The organism is Agrobacterium salinitolerans (genome assembly GCF_002008225.1).
In the GTDB taxonomy this organism is placed as follows: Bacteria; Pseudomonadota; Alphaproteobacteria; order Rhizobiales; family Rhizobiaceae; genus Agrobacterium; species Agrobacterium salinitolerans.
On sequence record NZ_MRDH01000023.1, the window covers coordinates 170,708 to 188,136 of the forward strand.

Genomic DNA, 17,429 nt, shown 5'->3' on the forward strand with positions numbered 1-17,429 from the left:
ACAGGCCCAGGCATTTCTAATTTACGGGAGGAATCATATGAACAAGGTCGGCATCGGCATCATAGGCTGCGGCAATATTTCCAGCGCCTATCTCAAGGCCATGGCGTCGTTTCCCATTCTCGACATTCGCGGTCTCGCGGATATGAACGAGGAGGTGGCGAAAACCCGCGCCGCAGAATTTGGCCTTCCGGCAACAAGCGTAGACGCGCTTCTTTCTGACCCCTCGGTGGAAATCATCGTTAACCTGACGATCCCCAAGGCGCATGTGGAGGTGGGACTGCGGACGCTGGACGCCGGCAAACACGCCTATTCGGAAAAACCGCTCGGCATCAATTTCGCTGAAGGTAAACGGCTTGCAGATGCCGCAAAAGCAAAGGGCCTGCGTATCGGCTCGGCCCCGGATACATTCCTCGGTGGCGGCCACCAGACGGCACGCCGGCTGATCGACGATGGCGTACTTGGTCAGCCAGTCGGCGGAACGGCCACTTTCATGTGCCCCGGCCATGAACGCTGGCACCCGAACCCCGCCTTCTATTACGAGGTTGGCGGCGGGCCAATGCTGGATATGGGACCCTATTACATCACCGATCTCGTCAACCTGTTCGGCCCGGTCGCCAAGGTGGCAGGCTTTGCCATTGCGCCACGCAATGAGCGCCTCATCACCAGCGAGCCGAAGAATGGCGAAAAAATTCCCGTTCATGTCGCCACCCATGTCTCCGGCGTGCTCGCTTTCGAAAATGGCGCTGTGGTTCAGGTCGGCATGAGCTTCGATGTAGCCGGCCACAAACATGTACCGCTGGAACTCTACGGCACGGAAGGCACGCTGATCGTGCCCGATCCCAACCATTTCGGCGGCGAGGTGCAATTGCTGAAAAAGGGCGGCGAGTTCGAGCCGCAGGCGCTGTCGTCCCCCTATGCCGACGGCAATTACCGGTCCATCGGCGTGGCGGACATGGCCCATGCCATCCGCGAGAACCGCCCGCACCGCGCCAATGGCGATCTTGCCCTGCATGTGCTGGAGGTGATGGAAGCCTTCCAGACGGCATCGGACAGCGGCACCACCGTTTCCATCACCACCAAGGCGGAGCGCCCTGCTCCGCTTGAAACATCGCTGGTCGACGGCCAGCTCGGCAAATAATCCCGAGGAGGAAATAAATGCGCGAAGCACTCATCGTCTGGGGCGGCTGGAGCGGCCACGAACCGCAGGAATGCGCCACCATCGTCAAGGACATTCTGGAAGAGGATGGCTTCAAGGTCTATGTGGAGCACTCAACGGAGGCTTTTGCAGATCCTTCGGTGCATGATCTGAGCCTTGTTGTACCTATTGTCACCATGTCGAAGATCGAGAAGGAAGAAATCAAGAACCTGACGACCGCCGTCGAAAACGGCGTCGGCATTGCCGGTTTCCATGGCGGTGCGGGCGACAGTTTTCGCGAATGCGTGGAATATCAGTTCATGATCGGCGGACAATGGGTCGCTCATCCCGGCAATATCATCGACTACCATGTCAACATCACCCGCCCCGACGACCCGCTGATGGAGGGGATTTCCGATTTCCCCTATACGTCGGAGCAATATTACATGCATGTCGACCCCTCCAACGAGGTGTTGGCGACAACCAAGTTCACCGGCGACCATGCCTGGTGGATCGACGGTGTGGTCATGCCGGTGGTCTGGAAACGCAAATACGGCAAGGGCCGCGTCTTTTATTCCGCGCTCGGCCATCAGGCCAAGGAGTTTTCCGTGCCGCAGATGAAAACCATGTTCCGCCGCGGCGCCAACTGGGCGGCGCGTTGAAGCATACGTTGAGAGGCGGCCAAACAAGGCCGCCTTTTCCTTTCCTCAGCCGCGAATAATCTCTTCCGCCGCCATCGCCGCGCCTAGCACATGGTCATCCGTGTCATGGAGACCGGAAAGCAACAGGCCAACCGGCATGCCCGCATCGCCCTTTCCGCAGGGGATGGAAACGCCGCAGAGATCGAAAAAATTGCCGATCTGGGTGTTGCGCAGAGTTTTCGCATTCATGGCGAAAAAGGCATCGTCATCATCGAGAAGCGGCGCAACCTTGGCCGCGACGTGCGGCAATGTCGGCGATACCAGCAGCTCCTGCCGGTCGATCATGTTGGTAAACGCCGCCGTCATGCGTTCGCGCGCCTCGTTGATAGCGATATAATCAGGCATGGAAATATTCGCCCCGAGCTTCGTTCGCGCAACCACGCGCGGGTCCATGTGCGCCGCATCCGCACCTTCCAGCCGTATCTTGTGCAGGGCAAAGGCTTCCGCCGTCACCAACGCGCCCTTTTCCCTGATAAGATCGAACAACTCCGAAAAAATGGGAATTGCCTGCCGCCGCACCGAAGCACCGGCGCGGACAAGACGTTCCACCGCCTGCTCGAAGGCGGTAGCCACGCCATCTTCAATGCCTTCGAAAAAGACCGTTTCCGGCACCACCAGCGCCAGGCGGGAAAGAGGCGTGCGTGTGAGATCGGCAACCGCCTTACCGCGCATGGCGGCATCCACCCAAACGGCATCCTGTACGGTGTGCGTGAGTGGCCCGAGCGAATCGAGGCTTTTCGCCAAGGGATAAACGCCGCGCATCGAATAACGGCCGCGGCTCGCCTTGTAACCGACCACGCCGTTGAAAGCGGCGGGAATACGCACCGATCCGCCGGTATCAGTGCCGATCGCCACCGGCACCAGGCCGGCAGCCACGGCGACGCCCGCACCCGACGAAGAGCCGCCCGGCAGACGGTGACCATCCGTGGAAGCAGGATTGCGCGGCGTGCCGTAATGCGGATTAATGCCGAGACCGGAAAACGCGAACTCGCTCATATTGGTGCGGCCGATGCAGATCATGCCCGCCTGTTTTAGCGACGTCACCACATCCGCGTCACGAGACGCAGGCTTATCGTCCGCGAGCACCGTCGAGCCGGCCGTGGTCGCCATGCCTTCAAGGTCAAAGAGGTCCTTCCAGGCCACCGGAATACCATCGAGCACACCACTAGAACGACCCTCACCAATTCGTTTTGCCGCGTCTTCCGCCTCCGACATCGCCCGTGCTGCCGTCAACTCGACAAAAACGGCCTGATCTTCCCTTCCGCCGATCGCATCCAGCGTCTCTTCCACCAGGACACGCGGATCGAGGTGGCCGCTCTGGAGGAGAACGGAAAGCTGCGCGATGTTTTTGCCTTTATGAGCCATGATATCTTTCCTGAAAGCGGCATGTTGCGCACAAGATGCCGTTTATCGGCCAGTTGGCAAGGCCAATCGCTGCGCTATCGATGACAGACATACCGGATCGGGAAACTTGGCGGAGATCGCAGAATTTTGGAGTTTATCCTTAACGGCTCATCTCTATCCCCCGATTTTTTCAACCTAAGGTGCAAGAGCAACACCTCTTATATAAGCTACGACTATAAAAAAGAGGGATTAATTCTTAATCGCATCTAAACTTTGTTGAATTATTTAGCAGACAGCATTGAAATGCATGCCCTATAAAATTCCATAAAACAATTATAACGCGACATCGCGGGGGACTATCGCGAATGGAAGAGACTGCCTATCGCGGGACAGATAGACAGGTTGAACCGGGCCACACGCTTCGCTCGCCAACGCAGCCGGAACCAGGCCGGTTTTCGCGACGGCGCTCGCTCGCCAGCAAGATAACCCTGATATTCCTTGGCGGCGTGATTTTTTCCTATAGCATCGGCGCGCTTGTCGGCTGGTATATGTTCGTCGCCGCCGCCAGCGAGCAATGGCTCAACCAGGCCCGCGTCAATTCGCAGATCGCCAGCGCCACGCTTCGCAGCATCTACACCTATGTCAGCGTTACCGCCGATGCCGACGGGCAGGTCAACGGCATATTGACCGACAAACCCATCGGCGACGACGAATCCATTCTCGTCACCGGCTTCAACCCCAGCGACGTTCTCGCGCTTATCGGCGCACAGACCAAGAATGCCGTCTGGCTTTTCCGTTATGACGAGGCGGATTCCGGCTTCCGGCAGATCGCGGCGGCCTTCGACAACGCCACGGACGACGATGAAAAGCCGCTCGCGACCGATCCCATCTTTTCCCGCGATGCGGTCGCCGCGCGTTTTTCCACCGGTTTTGCGACCATCGGCGAATCCAGCCATTATATCGGCCTGCTGCCGATCATCAGCACGGAAACGAAGAAACCCATCGGCGCGGTCGCCGTCAGCATTGGCGGCTCGGACGCGCTTTATGGCGCGCAGCGCAAGCTGATCTATAATTCGCTCGCCGCCCTGATCGTGGTCTTGACCGTCACCGGCGCACTTGTGACCGTCATCGCCCGGCATTTCCTCAAACCGGTCCCGGCGCTGGTGCAGGCGACGCTTCGGATCGCCCGCGAGGAAACGGATGTCGCCACGCCATTTCAGGAGCGGCGGGACGAAATCGGCGACATGGCTACCGCCATTGAAACGTTGCGCGAGGCGGTTCTGGAACGCGGACGCCTGCGGCAGATTCGCGATATGGCGCAGCAGCTGGAGCATATGGCCCATCACGATGCGCTGACCGGGCTGCCCAATCGCGTCCTGCTGATGAAGACGCTGGAAAACCGTCTCGAACAGCTTGCCGCGTCAGGCCAGCCGTTCAATGTCATGCTGCTCGATCTGGACCGCTTCAAGGCCGTCAATGACACGCTGGGCCACGCCGCCGGCGATTCCCTGCTGGTGGCGGTGGCCTCGCGGATTTCCGCCGTACTTGGTGAAAACGACATGGTAAGCCGTCTCGGCGGCGACGAATTCGCGATCATCCAATCGGCAAATGCCGACTGCGAGAGCGATGCGGCGATGCTGGCCGCGCGGGTAGTGCATGCCGTCTCGCGCAGCTTCAGTCTGGAAGGCAGCGATATCAGCATCGACACCAGCATCGGCATTGCCTGCGCTCCGGGCCACGGCACATCCGCCACGCAGCTTCTGCAACATGCAGATCTCGGCCTTTACCGGGCGAAATCCATGGGCTGCGGCTATTTCGTCTTTTACGAGCCCGGCATGGACATGGCGGCGCAGCACAAGCATGCGCTGGAAATCGACATGAAATCGGCGCTCGAAAACCAGGAATTCGAGCTGCATTACCAGCCGGTCGTCAATCTGCAGAGCGGTCGCATCGTTGCCTATGAAGCGCTGGCCCGCTGGCGGCATAGCAAGCTTGGCCTCATCGCACCGGACCGCTTCATTGCGCTTGCCGAAGAAAACAACTTCATCAAGCCGTTGGGTGAATGGGTTCTGGGACAAGCCTGCATGGATGCCATGACATGGCCAAAGGATATCAGGCTGGCTGTCAATCTTTCCGCCGTTCAGCTCAGCAATGACGACATCGTCCCGATAGTGGACCGGGCGCTTGAAACATCCGGCTTACCGGCGGAACGGCTTGAACTGGAAGTCACGGAAACGGTCATGCTGGAGCGCGACAACAGCACGCGGATCCTGAAACTGCTGAAGGAAAGGGGCGTGCGCCTCGCGCTCGACGATTTTGGCACCGGATATGCGGGGCTCAGCACGCTGACCCATGTCGCCTTCGACAAGATAAAGATCGACCGGGAATTCGTCTCCGGCCTGCCGTCCAATCCCATGTGTTCCGCCATTGTCAACACCGTCATCGACATGGCTGAACAGATCGGCCTGAAGGTTACCGCCGAGGGCGTTGAAAACAGGGAGCAGGTGGAAGCGCTTAAGCTTTCCGGCTGCGACGAAGCGCAGGGCTATTATTTTGCCGAGCCCGCCCCGCTTGCCCGTATTTTGAAGAACCGCGCCGTCATAGCTTCGATCGCGCAGGATGAATTCGGCGATCCCGGTCTGCCGACACAGGAAACCTATTGCCCACCACAAAAAGCCATTTGAGAAACCGGCTCCCGGCCCAGAGGACATGAAATGCGTCTTTCAGTATTTTGCCTTTTCCTCGCATGCCTTGTTCCCATCATGCCCCTTCAGGCAGCAGGCGGAGGCGATACGCTTCAGCAAATTGCCAAAACCGCAAAGATCCGCATCGGCTATCGCGAGGCCGAACCGCCCTTTTCCTATCAATTGCCGAATGGTGAGGTCACCGGCTTCTCGACCGATCTTTGTCGGGCGATCAGCGAAGATATTCGCAAGAAGCTGAAGCTCGACAGGATTGAACTCGAATACGTCAAGGCGACGCCCGCGACCCGTTTCATCCTTGTCCGCAGCGGGCAGATCGATATTGAATGCGCGGCCACGACCAACAATAGCGAACGCCGCAAGATCGTGGATTTCTCCTATCCCAACTTCATGACCGCAACGCAATTTCTCTCCCGCAAGCAGGACAATCTGAAAAGCCTTGCCGATCTCGCCGGGCGGTCCGTCACATCCTCCTCCGGCACCGTCAATATCGAGCAACTCAACGCCGTGAACCGGGCGAAGAACCTCAATATCTCTGTTATGCCGACGAAAACCAATGAGGAGGCCTTCGAACTCGTGGTTTCCGGCAAGGCTTCCGCCTTTGTCATGGATGGCATATTGCTTGCGGCGCTGGCGGCAACGTCAGAGAATCCGGACCTCTATGCGCTTTCCGAGGAAACGCTGAGCGCACCCGAACCTTATGGCCTGGTTTTCCGCCGCAACGACCCGGATTTCAAGGCGGCGGTCAATGAAAGCCTTCGGCACATTTTCACCGGGCCGGTCATTCATGGCCTTTATGAAAAGTGGTTCACCAAGCCCATTCCCCCAAACGGCATGAACCTGAACCTGCCGATGGCCGCCTCTCTGAAACAGGCGTACGAACATCCGAGCGAATACCAGGACTGAGCGCGCAAGGCGCCAACCCGTATCGATTTTCATGAAAATGTTTTGACGGATTATTTTGACTGGAGATGCGCGATGCAGAGATCGACATTATGGCTTATGCTGGTTTTTTCAAGTCTTCTTCCCGCTCAGGCGGTGAGCGAGGACGCCCAACCGCCGACACTTGAAACTATCGCCAGAACCGGCACGATCAAGCTCGGTTATGCCGATCGCAACATCCCTTTCTCCTATCTCGGCGCCGGGACGGAGCCTATCGGTTATAGCATAGAACTGTGCCTGAGGGTGGCGGATTCCATCAAGAAAAAGCTCGGCCTGCCTGAACTGAAGGTCGAGTTCGTCAAACGCACGCCCAGCAACCGCATCATGCTTCTCAATGACGGCACGATGGACATGGAATGCGTGGCGAGCACGAATACGGAAGAAAGGCGCAAGGCCGTGTGGTTCTCCTATAGCCACTTCATCACCGGCACCCGTTATGTGGCGCTGAAATCGAGCGGCCTGAACACTGTCGCCGATCTTGCCGGGCGAACGGTGGTGGTGACGACGGGAACCATCAACATCACCCAACTCAACGTGCTCAATCGCAAATTGGGTCTGAACGTCGCGGTTTTGCAAAATGACAGCACGGAAGGCAGTTTCGACATGGTGACGGAAAACCGCGCCTCGGCATTCGTCATGGACGATATACTTCTGCGATCCTTCGTTGCCGAAACCGGCAAGCCCGAAGACTACGTCATCTCGGACGAATATCTCGCCCCGCCGCAGCCCTATGGCCTGATGCTCCGCCACGGCGATACCGGCTTCCGCGACGCCGTCAATGAGGCGCTCGGCAAAATCTATGCCAGCGGCGAAATCGAAAAAATCTACGACAAATGGTTCAACACGCCGATCCCGCCGAACGGGATAAACCTGAAACGCCCGCTGCCAGATGACCTGGAGGAAACCTTTCGCAACCCCGTCGACACGACAGCGGAATAAAAAGCCGCCCGGAGGCGGGCGGCATCCGTCTTTGGTAAAATGTCTTCAGGCAGCGCGCAGGTCAGCGCCGAGCGGGATTTCGACATCGATCTCCAGAATGGAGACATGCTCGTCGCGATCCATCTTCACATGCACCCGGTCATTGTCGATCTGCACATGTTTGGCGATGACGGCGAGAATTTCTTCCCTAAGAATGGCGACGAGATCGGAGCCCGATGACGCCCTTTCGTGAGCGAGCAGCACCTGCAGACGCTCGCGCGCAAGCGGTGCCGACTTCTGTTTGCGGAAGAGGCTGAAGATGCTCATGCAGCCCTCCTTGCGAAGATCTTGGAGAAGATGCCACGCTTCTCACCCGGGATGACCACCGGAATATCCTCGCCGGACAGACGGCGAGCGGCGTCGAAATAGGCCATAGCCGGCGCGCAGCGGGCGTCCGCCAGCGTGACGGGCGCACCGACGTTCGAGGCTCGCAGCACATCCGTGCTTTCGGGAATGATGCCGAGCAGCGGAATGGAAAGGATTTCCAGAACGTCATCGACCTTCAGCATGTCGCCGCGCTCGGCGCGGGAAGCATCGTAACGCGTCAGAAGCAGGTGTTTCTCCATGCGCTCGCCGCGCTCGGCCTTCAGCGTCTTGGAATCAAGCAGGCCGATGATGCGGTCGCTGTCACGCACCGAGGAGACTTCCGGATTGGTGACGACGACGGCCACATCCGCATGGCGCATGGCCAGCGTCGCGCCGCGTTCGATACCGGCCGGGCTGTCGCAGATCACCCAGTCGAAATGTTTCTTCAGCTCGTTGATGACCCACTCGACACCTTCCGGCGTCAAATTGTCCTTGTCGCGGGTCTGCGAGGCGGGCAGCAGGAAAAGCGTCTCGAGGCGCTTGTCGCGGATCAGCGCCTGCGTCAGCTTGGCATCGCCCTGGATGACGTTGACGAGATCGTAAACCACCCGGCGTTCAGCACCCATGACGAGATCGAGGTTGCGCAGGCCGACATCGAAATCGACGACCACGACCTTCTCTTTATTCTGCGCCAGTGCGGCGCCAAGCGCTGCGGTCGAGGTGGTCTTGCCAACCCCGCCCTTGCCGGAAGTTACAACGACTACCTTCCCCATACGGCTCTCCTGTTCCTGTTCGTTTCTATATTATCAGCCGAGCTTTGCGGCCTTGATCGTATCGTTTTCCAGCCAGAGCTGAACGGGCTGGCCGCGTAGCTTGTCGTCAATGTCTTCGGCAACCTTGTAGACCCCGTCGATGGCCAGAAGCTCCGCCTCCAGCTTGCGGCAAAAGATGCGCGCCGAAACATTTCCAAGCGAACCGGCCATGGCGCGACCGCGCAGGGCGCCGTAAATATGCACCGAGCCGCCAGCGATGATTTCCGCCCCCGAGGCGACCGAGCCGATGACCGTCACGTCGCCCTCGGGAAACATGATCGACTGGCCGGAGCGAACCGGCTCGTTGATGACCAGCGACTGCACCACGGCCCTGACCTCTCCGGCAGCGCGCGGCTTTTCCTCCGGCAACTCGGCGGCGATGGCGACCGGCTCAACCTCGACATCGGAAGCGGGCTTTCCGCCCTTCAGCGACGGCGGCATGCCCGGCTCGATCATCGAGGGGCGAACGCCCTCAATACCCATGATGCCGACATTGCGCTCCGTCAGCGCCGCCAGCAGCTCCTTCAGCCCCGCCTTGTCGAGCGACAGCTCCGACACATCCAGGACCACCGGACGCGAGAGGAAGAAGCCCGCCGAACGGGCGGCAAGATCATCCAGCCTTTCCAGCCATTGATCGACCGGAGATTCGGGAGACAGCACGACTGCGAGGAAGGAGCGGCCTTTGATACGGATCGAACGCTGGTCTGTTAGCACTTTGGTCATCTTGGTAAACAAATCGTTGACAATTAGGTACCTCGAATATGGTTAACAAATGGTTAACGCCACACCTAAATGGACGAAAGCGTTAAGAAAATTCCCTTGTGAATTTCTTTTAAAGGAACTTTCAAAAACCGTGCCACCCCTTTGATTACACAACATTCTGAACCCTATGAACGCTCATGATGACATGCCATCCTTGCAGGAGGCTGACTTGGGGTCATGTCGGGCGTGTTCTGGACCGAGCCCGCGCCCGCCGCGTGTTTTAGCGGAATCATGGTTGCCCGATTCTGATACAACGTCGCCTACCTTCCCTTACGCCTTCATCGACCACTCCTTCGGAAAATCGATTCCGTTAAGTCTCCATATAAGATAGACACGGGCTGCCCCGACAGTTTCAACGGAAGAATGAGATGCACAGCAAAGTCCCCCAGCAGAACCGTATATTTTCGCAAGACTTTGGGGCCTTCCTGTTCGACATGGATGGAACGCTCGTCAATTCGATCGCCGTCGTCGAGCGCGTCTGGCGGGAATGGGCCGTCGCGAATGGCATCGAGCCAGACGCCTTTCTTCAGCGCATTCACGGCATGCGCGCCTCCGAGGTCATCCGTCGCGAAGCGGTTCCCGGCCTTGATATCGACGCAGAAGCTGACATGATATTACGTGCCGAAATGGACGATGTGGATGGCATCATCCAGATACCGGGTGCGGCAGAATTTCTTGCGACCTTACCGGCAAGTAAATGGGCCATCGTCACCTCGGCTGTGCGCGAATTGGCTGAACGCCGGCTTGCCGCCGCGGGCATCACCCCTCCGGCCGTCATGATCTGTGCAGACGATGTGGTCAACGGCAAGCCCGATCCTGAAGGTTACCGCAAGGCCGCTGATAGGTTGGGTGTCGCCCCGGAAATGTGCGTTGTCTTCGAGGACGCACCCGCAGGCATTGAGGCTGGAGAACGAATGGGGGCTGCGGTCGTGGTGATTAACGTCACCCACTCCCACCCGATGGAAACCTCTCATCTTTCCATTGGCGGATATGGCGAGGTGAGCGCGGTCATCGGGGAGAACCGCAACCTAAGGCTGACGAGCAATAAAGCCTGAAAAGCCATTTCCATATAACAGCAGACTTTTGCAAAGCGGCTAATTGACAGCCCGGCATAAATGCGCCCTAATGAAATTGGTAAGACCATCTTACCGCTTGCGCGAATGGGGGGAGACCTTCGCGCTGGGAGGATATCATGTTTGTGGCTCTTGAGCCGCGCCGCCTTTACCGGTTGGTCGCGGAACAAATTCGTTTGCTCATCGAAAGTGGGGAACTGACCGAAGGCCAGCGCCTGCCGGCGGAACGGGATCTTGCCGAACGCTTCGGCGTATCGCGGCCGACGGTCCGCGAAGCGCTTATCGTTCTGGAAGTGGAAGGCCATATCCATATCCGCATGGGTTCGGGCGTTTATGTCAGCGCAGCCGGCAAGCAGGCCAAGGAAAAGCCACCGGTGCCGGATGCGCATGGGCCATTCGAAATCCTGCAGGCGCGCTGCATCATCGAAAGCGCAATTGCGGAGGAAGCGGCAAGGCTTGCCAAGCCGGAATGCATCGCCAAGCTCGATGATATCATCGAACGCATGGCCGGCGCGCTCGACAACTCGCCACAGGCACTCAATTTCGACAGGGCCTTCCACACCGCCATCGCCGATATCATCGGCAATTCGGCACTCAATCGCTTTACCGGCCTGATATATGACGAGCGCAGCCTGTCACCCTTTTTCGAAAAGCTCGCCAGCTATTTCGAGGGGCCGCATACATGGAACCTTGCCGTTCAGGAACACCGCGCAATCCGCGACGCTATTGCCGCCAACGACCCGGAAGGCGCGCGTGAGGCGATGCGGCAGCATCTGATGCTGTCGCAAAAGAGATTTTCCGAAAGTTTCGGGGAGGAAACGATCGGAGAAGAATGACCGCCGCCGCGACCGGCGACGGGAAAAATGAGAAATCTGGCTTTAATTCGGGAGGAGTTAAGAATGAAAATCAGATTGTCGACTTTGATGGGTGCAACAGCCGCCATCCTGCTTTCCGCGCTCGCGGCGCAGGCGCAGACCGCGCTCAAATGGGCACATGTCTACGAAACCTCCGAGCCGTTCCACACGGATTCGGTCTGGGCTGCGGAAGAGATCGCCAAACGCACGGACGGCCGCTACAAGATCGATGTGTTTCCGGCGTCGCAGCTTGGCAAGGAAGCAGATATCAACCAGGGCCTGAAACTCGGCACCGTCGATATCATCATTTCCGGATCGAGCTTCGCGGCGCGTGACTACAAGCCGATCGGCGTCACTTACTTTCCTTATATCTTCCGCGATCCGAGCCATCTGATCGCCTATACCAAGAGCGATGTCTTCAAGAAGCTCGCGAAAGGTTACGAGGACAAGACCGGCAACCACATCGTCGCCGTCAGCTATTATGGCACGCGTCATACAACCTCCAACCGGCCGATTGAAAAATGCGCCGACATGGCAGGGCTGAAAATGCGCGTTCCCGATGTGCCTGCCTATCTGGCCATGCCGCGCGCCTGCGGCGCCAATACGACGCCGATCGCCTTTGCGGAAGTTTATCTGGCGCTTCAGAACGGCACCGTCGAGGCTCAGGAAAACCCGCTGACGACAATCGAGGCGAAGAAGTTCTACGAGGTGCAGAAGAACATCGTTCTGACCGGTCATATCGTTGACCATCTCAACACGCTGGTTTCCAAGACACGTTGGGCGAGCCTCTCGGATGAGGACAAGAAAATCTTCACTGAAGTGATGCAGGAAGCCGCGGCCCGCACGACGAAGACAATCGAAGCCCGTGAAAAGGCGCTCGTTGATGAGTTCAAATCGAAAGGCATCACCGTCGCGGACGTCGACAAGGCTGACTTCGAGAAAAACGTGGTCGAAAAGGTGAAGCTTGAAGATTTCGGTTACGAAAAGGCCGACTGGGAAGCCATCCGCGCCATCAAGTGATGTTTGAGCCTATCCCGGCGCCATTTCCGGCGTCGGGATATCGCCGACCAAGACCCACTGGAGTTCCAGCCAATGACTGACAAGCAGCACGCGCCCGTCAGCGTGGAAGAAATGGCGCATGCCTTCGAGGAAGAAAACAGCCCTGTCGATCTTTCACCCTATGCGGTGGAAGACTGGATAACGCTTGCCGTCTTCTGGGGCATGGGCCTTTGTGTTTTCCTGCAATTCTTCACCCGTTACGTGTTGAACGACAGTTTCGCTTGGACGGAGGAGATTGCCGCCAATTGCCTCGTCGTCGTCGTCTTCCTCGGCTCGGTCATGTGCGTGCGCATGTTCCGCCATATTCACGTCGACCTGATCTACCGCTTCGTGCCGAAAGCCGTTGGGCGGTTTCTTGAACTGATCGTTGATCTCATCACCATTGGTTTTTTCGCCTATATCACCTGGCTGATGTGGCGTTATCTGGAAATCGTCGGCGATGAGCGCATGGTCACCGTCGATCTGCCGCGCGGTATCGTCTTTTATACCGTTTTCGCCGCTTTCGCGCTGATGTTCCTGCGTGCCCTGCACAATTTCATCAAGGACATCACCGGCAAAAAAACCGTGCGTGAAAAGGCTCAGGAAGCCGTCAGCACACAGGGAATTTAGGCCATGCTCCTGCTTATCGGTTCATTTCTTCTGCTTCTCATTATCGGTACGCCCGTCGCCGTGTCGATGGCCGTCAGCTCGCTGCTTTATCTTGTGCTTTATGGTGTTGCCCCCGATATCATCGCAGCCCAGCGCATGATTGCCGGCGTCGAAAGTTTTCCGCTCATCGCCGTTCCCTTCTTCATCCTCGCCGGTAATCTGATGAACATCGCCGGGGTGACGAGCCGCATTTATCGCTTCGCGCTGGCGCTCGTCGGATGGATGAAGGGCGGCCTGGCGCAGGTCAATATCATCGGCTCTGTGGTTTTTTCAGGCATGTCGGGTACGGCACTTGCGGACGCGGCGGGCATCGGCACCATCGAGATCAAGGCCATGAAAGATCATGGTTATCCCGTTGATGCGGCCGTTGGCGTCACCGCGGCTTCCGCAACGCTCGGCCCGATCTTTCCGCCATCACTCCCTTTCGTCATCTACGGCATGATGGCCAACGCCTCGATCGGCGCATTGTTCATGGCCGGTATCATCCCCGGCGTCGTCATGACCGTGCTGATGATGGTGACCGTTTATATTTTTGCAAAACGAAAGGGTTGGGGGTCCGACACGCCGTTCGAATTGAAGCAGCTGCTCTCAGCCTCCATGGAAATAGTGATTGTCTTCAGCTTCCCGGTCGCTATCTATCTGATGATCCTTGCGGGGCTGTCGATCAACATTGCGGTTCTCTTAGGCCTTGCCGTACTTGTCGCTCTCGACTGGTACTACGACTTTTCCGCCGTGATGGCGCTGATGACGCCGGTGCTTCTGATCGGTGGCATGACCATGGGCTGGTTCACGCCAACCGAAGCGGCGGTCGCTGCGGTGCTGTGGTCGCTGTTCCTCGGGCTGGTGCGTTACCGCACCATGACGTTCAGGACATTGGCGAAGGCCAGCTTCGACACGGTGGAGACGACGGCTTCCGTGCTCTTCATCGTCACGGCGGCGTCAATTTTCGCATGGCTGCTGACGGTAAGCCAGGCGGCGCAGCTGTTCTCCGACTTCATGTTCTCGATGACGGACAACTGGTGGACTTTCCTGATCATCGTCAACATCCTGCTCCTTATCGTCGGCGCCTTTCTCGACACCATTGCCGCCATCAGCATCCTCGTGCCGATCCTGATGCCGGTCGCGGCCCGCTACGGCATCGATCCCGTCCATCTCGGTCTCATCGTCACGCTGAACCTGATGATCGGTCTTCTGACCCCTCCGGTCGGCATGGTGTTGTTCGTATTGTCACGTATTTCGAAAATGTCGGTGGAGCGCACAACGCTTGCCATTCTGCCCTGGATGATCCCGCTTCTCGTGGCGCTGGCACTGATCACCTTCATTCCTGCGATTACGCTGTGGCTACCCACCCAGCTCGGCCTCATCCGCTGATCAAGCAAGCCCTGCGCGGCCTGTTGCCGCGCAGTTTCTCCAATATGAGTGCACCCAAGAGGATTACGTCATGCAGACACGCGTGGCACGTCTATATTCCCGTGAAGATATCCGCGTCGAAACGCAGGACGTTGCGCGCCCCGGCCCCGGAGAAGTGCTGCTTGCCATGGCGGCAGGCGGCATCTGCGGCTCCGATCTGCACTATTACCAGGATGGCGGTTTCGGCCCGGTGCGCGTGCGCGAGCCGATCATCTGCGGCCATGAGGCATCCGGCCATGTGCAGGCACTGGGAGAAGGCGTCAGCGAGCTTGCGATCGGCCAACTCGTCGCCGTAAACCCTTCCCAACCCTGCGGCCATTGCCAGTTCTGCCTGAAGGGCCAGCCGATCCACTGCCTCGACATGCGCTTCATGGGCAGCGCCATGCGCCTGCCGCATGAGCAGGGCATGTTCCGCGACAGGCTGGTGGTTCCGGCAAAACAGTGCGCGACATTTTTGAACGCCACCTCGCCCGCCGAGGCCGCCTGTACCGAGCCGCTTGCCGTTTGCCTGCACGCTGTCGCACAGGCGGGTGATCTGGCCGGTGCGAAGGTACTGGTGACCGGCGCCGGTCCCATCGGCCTCCTCACCATAGCCGCCGCCCGCCAGGCGGGTGCCGGCATCATCGTCGCGACCGATCTCACCGATGCGGCACTGGAGCGGGCCCCCGCCATGGGTGCCGACCGCACCATCAATGTCGCAAGCGACCCCGATGCACTTTTACCCTATCAGGACCACAGGGGTTATTTCGACGTCATTTTCGATTGCTCCGCCGCCGGTCCCGCGCTCCGCAGCGCCTTCGCCTGCGTGCGCCCCCGCGGCACCATCGTGCAGGTGGGTGTGACCGGCGACATCACCATTCCGCTCAATGCGCTGGTGGGCAAAGAGATCGTCTGGCGCGGCTCGCAGCGTTTCCATGACGAATTCGCCATTGCCACCGGGCTCATTTCCACCCGCAAAATCGACGTGCGGCCGATCATTTCCCACAGCTTCCCGCTTGGTGAGGCGAAAGCGGCATTCGAACAGGCCGGGGACCGCTCCGCCGCCTGCAAGGTGCAGCTGACGTTTTCCGCAGACTGACATTTGAGGATCAAAGATGAGACATACATGGCGTTGGTTCGGTCCGGTCGACAAGGTCACGGTTCAGGATGCGGCTCAGGCGGGCGCGGAAGGCATCGTCAGCGCGCTGCATCACATCCCCACCGGCGATGTCTGGCCGGTGGACGAAATCACCAAACGACATGAAGCAATCAAGGCGGGTGGGCTTTATTGGGACGTGGTGGAAAGCGTGCCGGTTTCCGAGGATATCAAGACCCAGACCGGCGACTGGAAAAACCATATCGCCAACTGGCAGGAAACGCTGCACCGCCTCTCCGCCTCCGGCATCCGCACCGTTTGTTATAATTTTATGCCGGTGCTGGACTGGACCCGCACCGACCTGCGCTGGGAAACAAGGCACGGCGCAAAGGCGATGCGTTTCGATCTTCCCGATTTCGCCGCCTTTGATATCCACATCCTGAAGCGCCCTGACGCAAAGGCCGATTATCCGGACTGGCTGCTGGAGGAAGCGGCAAAACGTTTTGCCGAGATGCCGGATACGAAGATCGCCGCGCTCGGGCGCAATATCGGCGCGGGTCTACCCGGCTCGGCGGATGGTTATACGCTCACCCAGCTACTGGAAAAACTGCGGTCCTATCACGGCATCGACCGCGAAAGGCTGCAACAGAACCTCATCGACTTTCTCTCGGACGTGACGCCGGTTGCCGAAGAGGTGGGCATCAACATTTGCGCCCATGGCGACGATCCGCCGTGGCCGCTGCTCGGCCTGCCGCGTATTCTCTCCACCGAAGCCGACTACGCCCATATGCTCTTGCAGATCGACAGCCGCGCCAATGGCGTGACGCTCTGCACCGGTTCTCTGGGCGCGCGGGCGGATAACGACCTGCCTTTCATCGCCAGCCGTTTTGCAGATCGCATCCATTTCGTGCATCTGCGCAACGTGACGCGCGACACCGACACCGTGCCGTGCTCCTTCTTCGAGGATGAACATCTGGAAGGCGGAACCGACATGGTCGCCGTCATCGCGGCACTCCTCACCGAAGAAGCGCGCCGCCGGGCTGAGGGCCGCGAAGACCACACCATTCCGATGCGGCCCGATCACGGTCAGGAAATCCTCGATGACCTGACGCGCGGCGCACAACCCGGTTACCCCGCCATTGGCCGGCTGAAGGGGTTGGCTGAGCTGCGTGGTATCGAACGCACGTTATCGCACAGCCATTTCGGGCTGGCGGGTGGGACACGCTGAACAATGTTCCCGGCTGTAGGCGTTCCGTCAGCCTGCAGCCAGCCGCGCCCTGAACAGCAGGTAGGAAAAAGTCGTGAGCCCGCCGGCAATGACGCCGGCGGCTTTCACGATAGCGTCCATCAGATGCGGATGGCGGGTGGGCGAGAGGAATTGCAGCGCCTCGATACCGAAAGCCGCCGCAATGCCTGCCACGATAATCGCCAGCCAGTAACGCGGATAGGCGAGCACGAAAGCGGCAGAACAGAAGGCGAAGGCCGCGGCGCGGTCCAGGCCCACCGTCGTCAGCGTGTGCGGACGAAAACCGATAGGGCAAACTGTAACGATCAAGATCAGCAGAAGAACCGACCAGGCGACATATTTCGGAAATCTATTTGTCATCATGACGTCACAATAAAGCGCC

General features: G+C 58.7%; 17 protein-coding genes. 12 read left to right on the plus strand and 5 right to left on the minus strand.

Going from position 1 to position 17,429, the window contains the following annotated elements; genetic code table 11:
- The first annotated feature begins 37 nt into the window (after positions 1 to 37).
- A complete protein-coding gene (locus BS627_RS16635; RefSeq protein ID WP_077984283.1) occupies positions 38 to 1,138 on the plus strand; it encodes a Gfo/Idh/MocA family protein in 1,101 nt (366 codons plus the stop codon).
- Positions 1,139 to 1,155: 17 nt separating this feature from the next.
- Positions 1,156 to 1,797 carry a ThuA domain-containing protein gene (locus tag BS627_RS16640; protein WP_077984284.1) on the plus strand — a complete coding sequence of 214 codons (642 nt, stop codon included), beginning with the start codon at positions 1,156 to 1,158 and terminating at the stop codon, positions 1,795 to 1,797.
- A gap of 45 nt (positions 1,798 to 1,842) precedes the next feature.
- Here BS627_RS16640 and BS627_RS16645 read toward each other — a convergent pair whose 3' ends face one another.
- Complete coding sequence (locus BS627_RS16645) at positions 1,843 to 3,201, minus strand: amidase (protein WP_077984285.1); 1,359 nt, start codon at positions 3,199 to 3,201, stop codon at positions 1,843 to 1,845.
- A gap of 344 nt (positions 3,202 to 3,545) precedes the next feature.
- On the opposite strand from BS627_RS16645, the gene BS627_RS16650 reads away from it, so the two are divergent.
- The 3 genes from BS627_RS16650 to BS627_RS16660 all read left to right on the plus strand — a co-directional run bounded on the left by BS627_RS16650 (position 3,546) and on the right by BS627_RS16660 (position 7,763).
- Positions 3,546 to 5,864 carry a putative bifunctional diguanylate cyclase/phosphodiesterase gene (locus BS627_RS16650; protein WP_077984286.1) on the plus strand — a complete coding sequence of 773 codons (2,319 nt, stop codon included), beginning with the start codon at positions 3,546 to 3,548 and terminating at the stop codon, positions 5,862 to 5,864.
- A gap of 30 nt (positions 5,865 to 5,894) precedes the next feature.
- Positions 5,895 to 6,788, plus strand: coding sequence for an amino acid ABC transporter substrate-binding protein (locus BS627_RS16655; protein ID WP_077984287.1), 894 nt, complete (start codon positions 5,895 to 5,897; stop codon positions 6,786 to 6,788).
- Between the two features lie 72 nt (positions 6,789 to 6,860).
- Positions 6,861 to 7,763, plus strand: a complete 903-nt coding sequence (locus BS627_RS16660; RefSeq protein ID WP_077984288.1) for an amino acid ABC transporter substrate-binding protein — start codon at positions 6,861 to 6,863, stop codon at positions 7,761 to 7,763.
- Between the two features lie 45 nt (positions 7,764 to 7,808).
- Here BS627_RS16660 and minE read toward each other — a convergent pair whose 3' ends face one another.
- Genes minE through minC form a run of 3 tightly spaced genes read right to left on the minus strand, consistent with a single transcriptional unit; the run spans position 7,809 to position 9,643 of the window.
- A complete protein-coding gene (minE, locus tag BS627_RS16665) occupies positions 7,809 to 8,069 on the minus strand; it encodes a cell division topological specificity factor MinE (RefSeq protein ID WP_077984289.1) in 261 nt (86 codons plus the stop codon).
- Positions 8,066 to 8,881, minus strand: coding sequence for a septum site-determining protein MinD (gene minD / locus BS627_RS16670; protein WP_003506498.1), 816 nt, complete (start codon positions 8,879 to 8,881; stop codon positions 8,066 to 8,068). Before minD ends, minE begins: the two co-directional genes overlap by 4 nt.
- A 33-nt stretch (positions 8,882 to 8,914) precedes the next feature.
- A complete protein-coding gene (gene minC, locus BS627_RS16675; RefSeq protein ID WP_162520324.1) occupies positions 8,915 to 9,643 on the minus strand; it encodes a septum site-determining protein MinC in 729 nt (242 codons plus the stop codon).
- A gap of 407 nt (positions 9,644 to 10,050) precedes the next feature.
- Here minC and BS627_RS16680 point away from each other — a divergent pair, with 407 nt between their 5' ends.
- The 7 genes from BS627_RS16680 (at position 10,051) to uxuA (ending at position 17,029) form a co-directional block, all read left to right on the plus strand.
- Positions 10,051 to 10,737 (plus strand): HAD family hydrolase, encoded by a 687-nt coding sequence (locus BS627_RS16680; RefSeq protein WP_077984290.1) that lies wholly within the window; start codon positions 10,051 to 10,053, stop codon positions 10,735 to 10,737.
- 137 nt (positions 10,738 to 10,874) lie between these two features.
- Positions 10,875 to 11,591, plus strand: a complete 717-nt coding sequence (locus BS627_RS16685; RefSeq protein ID WP_077984291.1) for a FadR/GntR family transcriptional regulator — start codon at positions 10,875 to 10,877, stop codon at positions 11,589 to 11,591.
- A gap of 63 nt (positions 11,592 to 11,654) precedes the next feature.
- Positions 11,655 to 12,629, plus strand: coding sequence for a sialic acid TRAP transporter substrate-binding protein SiaP (locus BS627_RS16690; protein WP_077984292.1), 975 nt, complete (start codon positions 11,655 to 11,657; stop codon positions 12,627 to 12,629).
- Between the two features lie 72 nt (positions 12,630 to 12,701).
- Positions 12,702 to 13,277, plus strand: coding sequence for a TRAP transporter small permease (locus BS627_RS16695; protein ID WP_077984293.1), 576 nt, complete (start codon positions 12,702 to 12,704; stop codon positions 13,275 to 13,277).
- A gap of 3 nt (positions 13,278 to 13,280) precedes the next feature.
- Complete coding sequence (locus BS627_RS16700) at positions 13,281 to 14,687, plus strand: TRAP transporter large permease (protein ID WP_077984294.1); 1,407 nt, start codon at positions 13,281 to 13,283, stop codon at positions 14,685 to 14,687.
- A gap of 70 nt (positions 14,688 to 14,757) precedes the next feature.
- Positions 14,758 to 15,804, plus strand: coding sequence for an L-idonate 5-dehydrogenase (locus BS627_RS16705; RefSeq protein WP_077984295.1), 1,047 nt, complete (start codon positions 14,758 to 14,760; stop codon positions 15,802 to 15,804).
- Between the two features lie 16 nt (positions 15,805 to 15,820).
- Positions 15,821 to 17,029, plus strand: a complete 1,209-nt coding sequence (gene uxuA, locus BS627_RS16710) for a mannonate dehydratase (RefSeq protein ID WP_077984296.1) — start codon at positions 15,821 to 15,823, stop codon at positions 17,027 to 17,029.
- A 27-nt stretch (positions 17,030 to 17,056) separates the two neighbouring features.
- Here uxuA and BS627_RS16715 read toward each other — a convergent pair whose 3' ends face one another.
- Positions 17,057 to 17,410, minus strand: coding sequence for an antibiotic resistance protein VanZ (locus BS627_RS16715; protein ID WP_162520325.1), 354 nt, complete (start codon positions 17,408 to 17,410; stop codon positions 17,057 to 17,059).
- Positions 17,411 to 17,429: the final 19 nt, after the last annotated feature.